Here is a 386-nt window from a genome sequence, read left to right on the forward strand (position 1 = left end):
TCAATGGCGTGCACGTTATAGACACAGAAGAACTTAGGATAAAAGCGCTAAAATGGCTTGATATAAAGGATGTCTGGGGCATCGGGCGTAAAATGTGGAAAGATTAAATCGTATAGGAGTACACAAAGCACTGGACTTCACTCAGATTACAGAAAGCTGGGTTCTGAAGAATATGACTATCACAGGCCTTAATCTACAAAGAGATTTAAAAGGGATATCTTCGATCGGAATGGAAGAGCGCGAGAAAAGAAAAAGTATCTCGATTACCAGAACCTTTGATAAAGAATACAACAGTTTTGAAGAATTAAGAGAACGCATAGCGACTTTTACGGCATTATCAGCAGCCAAATTACGTGAGCAACACTCATTATGCCTTCGCATGCATG

At 39.9% G+C, this 386-nt stretch carries 1 protein-coding gene; it reads left to right on the forward strand.

All coding sequences use genetic code 11. The features are described 5' to 3' along the window. Positions 1–172: 172 nt before the first annotated feature. Positions 173–386: DinB/UmuC family translesion DNA polymerase (locus tag SJH88_RS19490; RefSeq protein WP_274755423.1), on the forward strand; the 214-nt coding region annotated here is incomplete at its 3' end.

The sequence above is a fragment of the Comamonas sp. GCA5 genome (assembly GCF_036541385.1).
GTDB lineage: Bacteria > Pseudomonadota > Gammaproteobacteria > Burkholderiales > Burkholderiaceae_C > Comamonas > Comamonas aquatica.